The following is a 4279-nucleotide window of genomic DNA, read 5'->3' on the forward strand; positions in this document are numbered from 1 at the left end:
TATGAAGCGGTTCGTCCTTCTCGTCGTCGTCGCGGCCCTGGCCGGCGGTGGCTATTACGCCTACCGCTATCAGCGCGCCGGCACTCAGCAGGCGCAGGCCAGCGCGGTCACGGGGCCGCGTGGGGTGCCGGTCGAGGTCGCGTCCATCGAGCTGGCGACGGTCAGCGAGGAGGTCGAGGCGCTCGGCACGCTCGCCGCCGATGAATCCGTGATTATCGCGCCCGAAATCGCCGGCCGCGTCGTCTTCCTCGGCTTCAAGGAGGGCGAGCGTGTCAAGGCGGGGCAGGAGCTGGTCAAGCTCGATACGGCGATCCTCGATGCCGAACTCAAGCAGGCGATGGCGGATCTCGGCCTGGCGCGGGACACCACCGACCGTCTGAAGGGGCTGGTCTCGCGCGGCTCGGGCACGCAGGTCGCGCTGGACGAGTCGACGGCGCGGTTGGCCTCGACCGAGGCGCGCGTCCAGCTCGCCAAGGCCAAGCTCGCCCAATCGACCATTCTGGCGCCGTTCAACGGAGTCGTCGGCCTGCGCTCGGTCGGCGTCGGCGACTATGTCTCCGTCGGCAAGCAGTTGATCACGCTGACCAGCATCGACCCGATCAAGATCGATTTCCGCGTGCCCGAGATCTATCTCAGCCGCCTCAAGACCGGACAGCCCGTGCAGATGAAGGTCGACGCGGTGCCGGACCGGAAGTTCCAGGGCCAGATCTACGCGATCGACCCCGTGGTCGACGTGAACGGACGGGCGATCCGCCTGCGCGCCAGCATCCCCAATGCCGATCTCGCGCTGAAGCCCGGCCTGTTCGCCCGGCTCTCCATAACCGTCGACCAGCGCGAGAACGCGATCCTGGTGCCGGAGATGGCCGTGGTGCCGGATGCCGTCGGCAAGATGGTCTATGTCGTCGACAAGGGTAAGGCGAAGCGCGTCACCGTCGAACTGGGCAAGCGCCTGCCGGGCAAGGTCGAGATCGTCAGCGGGCTGAAGCCCGACATGCAGGTCATCACCGCCGGCCAGATGCGGCTGCGCGACGGCGCGATCATCGCGATCAAGGACAAGGTCGTCCAGACGAGCCAGCTCTAGGACCGACTCATGAGCCTCTTCGAACTCTTTGTCCGCCGGCCCGTTCTCTCGACGGTGCTGAGCCTTCTGGTGATGCTGATCGGCATCGTCTCCTATGGCCGCCTGACCGTCCGCGAATACCCGAATATCGACGAGCCGATCGTCTCGGTGCGTACTGATTACCGTGGCGCCTCGGCCGAGATCATCGAGACGCAGGTCACGCAGATCCTGGAAAACTCGATCGCGGGCATCGAGGGCATCGAGATCCTGTCCTCGACCAGCCGCCAGGAGCGCAGCTTCATCCAGGTCCGTTTCCGCCCGGATGTCGACCCGGACGTCGCGGCTTCCGACGTGCGCGACCGCGTCAGCCGCGTGCGCAGCCGCATGCCCGACGAAATCGACGAGCCGGTCATTGCCAAGGTCGAGGCCGACTCGCAGCCGATCCTCTACCTCTCGCTGACCAGCACGCGGCACGGGCCGCTGGAACTCACCGATTTCGCCGACCGCTTCATCTCCGACCGCGTGCAGAACGTCACCGGCGTGGCGGAGGTCCGCATCCTCGGCCAGCGCCAGTACGCGATGCGCATCTGGCTCGATCGCGCCCGCATGTCGGCCTACAATGTCAGCGTGCAGGAGGTCGAGGCCGCCGTCCGGGCGCAGAACATCGAGATCCCGTCGGGTCGCATCGAGAGCAACGATCGCGAATTCACGGTGCTCTCGCAGACCAGCATGACGACGCCGGCGGAATTCCGCGAGATCGTCGTCAAGGACGCCAACGGCTTCCCGGTCAAGGTCAAGGACATCGCCAAGGTCGAGCTTGGCGCGCGCGAGGAACGCAACGCCGCCTGGTTCCGCGGCACGCCCTCGGTCACGATCGGCATCGTCAAGCAGGCGACGGCGAATCCGCTCGACGTCTCGGCCGGTATCGAGGAAGCGCTGCCCGGCATCATCGAGGACCTGCCTCAGGGCATGTCGATCGCCAAGTCCTACGACACCTCGGTCTTCATCGATCGCTCGATCAAGGCGGTCTTCCAGACGATCCTCGAGGCGATCGTGCTGGTCGTGCTGATCATCTTCATCTTCCTGCGGTCCGCTCGCGCGACCCTGATCCCGCTGGTCACGATTCCGGTCTCGCTGATCGGCTCGTTCGCGCTGATGTATGCGTTCGGCTTCACCGTGAACACGCTGACGCTGCTCTCGATGGTGCTGGCCATCGGCCTCGTCGTCGACGACGCCATCGTCGTGCTCGAGAACGTGCATCGCCATATCGAGGACGGCATGCAGCCGACCCCGGCGGCGATCCGCGGCATCAACGAGATCGCCTTCGCCGTGATCGCGATGACGCTCACCCTTGTCGCGGTCTACGCGCCGATGGCATTCTCCACGGGCCGCACCGGCAAGCTCTTCATCGAGTTCGCGTTGACGCTGGCCGGCGCGGTGCTCGTCTCGGGCTTCGTCGCGCTGACGCTGACGCCGATGATGTGCGCCAAGCTCCTGCGCCATCACGAGAAGCACAACTGGCTCTACAATGTGCTGGAGGGAGGCTTCAACGCGCTGTCGCGTGGCTACAAGGCCTCGCTCCGCGCGGCCCTGTCGGTGCGTCCGCTCATCGTCCTGCTGGCGCTCGGCGTCGCGGGCGGGGGCTATTTCTTCTTCACGAACCTGCGTGCGGAGCTGTCGCCCGTCGAGGATCGCGGCACGATCAACGTGATCGGCGTTGCGCCCGAAGGCGCCACGATCACCTTCACGGCCGATTACGCGCGCCAGGTCGAGGAGTATTTCAGGAAGATTCCGGAGGTCGAGACCTATCTCGTCATCACCGGCTTTCCCGACGTGACGCGCGCCATCGCCATGGCCCGCCTGAAGCCGTGGGAGGAGCGGCACCGCAAGCAGCAGGATCTCGTCGCCGAGATCAACAGGGGGCTGTCGCAGATCCCGGGCATCCGTCTGTTCGCCACCAATCCGGCCTCGCTCGGCCAGGGCCAGGCAACCAGCAAGCCGGTCGAGTTCGTGCTGCGCTCCTCCGAGCCCTATACCCAGATCAAGTCCTATGTCGATCAACTGATGGCGGAAGTCGCGAACTCGCCGATCCTGACCAACGTCGAGAGCAACCTCATCCTCGACAAGCCGCAGATCAAGGTCTCGATCGACCGGCAGCGCGCCGCCGATCTCGGCGTCAATGTCGACATCATCGGCCGTACCATGGAGACACTGCTCGGTGGCCGGCAGGTCACGCGCTTCAACATGAACAGCAAACAGTACGACGTGGTGCTGCAGGTCGAGGGTGCCGAGCGCAACACGCCCCAGGCGCTGCAATCGATCTATCTGATGGGGCGCGGCGGTGCCGTGGTCCAGCTCTCCAGCCTCGTCCAGGTCGAGGAGACGGTCGCGCCGAAGGAACTGGTGCGCTTCAACCAGCTGCGCTCGGCGACGATCACCGCTATCCCCGCCCCGGGCTATTCGCTCGGCGACGCGCTCAAGGTGCTGGAGGAGGGCGCGCAGCGCGTGCTGCCGAACACGGTGCAGATCGACTATTCCGGCCAGAGCCGCGAGTTCAAGCAGTCGGGCGCGAGCATCTTCGTCGTCTTCCTGCTCGCACTCGGCTTCATCTATCTGGTGCTGGCGGCGCAGTTCGAAAGCTTCGTCGACCCCGTGGTGATCATGGTCTCGGTGCCGCTCTCGCTCACCGGCGCTCTCGCCGCGCTCTACTACACGGGCGGGACGATGAACGTGTACAGCCAGATCGGCCTGATCACGCTGGTCGGCCTGATCACCAAGCACGGCATCCTGATCCTGGAGTTCACCAACCAGCTGCGCGAGGAGGGCAAGGAGATGATCGACGCCCTCGTCGAGGCGGCAGAGCTGCGCCTGCGGCCGATCCTGATGACCACCGGCGCGATGGTGCTTGGCGCCGTACCGCTGGCCATCGCGCATGGCGCCGGCGCGGAAAGCCGTTCGCAGATCGGCTGGGTCATCGTGGGCGGCATGACCTTCGGAACGCTGCTGACGCTCTATGTGGTGCCGGTCGCCTACAGCTATCTGGCCCGGAAGGTCCACGGCTCGCGCCAGGGCGCGCATGGCGAGGTGCACGGGGCCCATCCGCATCCGGCGGAGTAGGGTTGCGCGGCATTCTCCCGTCATGGTCGGGCTTGTCCCGGCCATGCACGCTTTCGCGGGTCGAAAGGCGTCTACAGGGCGTGGACGGACGAGCGGCCGGCA

The 4279-nt window shown here is 65.9% G+C and carries 2 protein-coding genes; both read left to right on the forward strand.

What is annotated here, in order from left to right; all coding sequences use genetic code 11:
* A partial coding sequence (locus ACIPIA_RS11080; RefSeq protein WP_400509438.1) for an efflux RND transporter periplasmic adaptor subunit occupies window positions 1-1081 on the forward strand: 1081 nt, incomplete at its 5' end.
* 9 nt (window positions 1082-1090) lie between these two features.
* Window positions 1091-4177, forward strand: a complete 3087-nt coding sequence (locus ACIPIA_RS11085; protein ID WP_400509440.1) for an efflux RND transporter permease subunit — start codon at window positions 1091-1093, stop codon at window positions 4175-4177.
* Window positions 4178-4279 lie beyond the last annotated feature (102 nt).

It is taken from the genome of Allobosea sp. CER48, assembly GCF_044752385.1.
GTDB lineage: Bacteria > Pseudomonadota > Alphaproteobacteria > Rhizobiales > Beijerinckiaceae > Allobosea.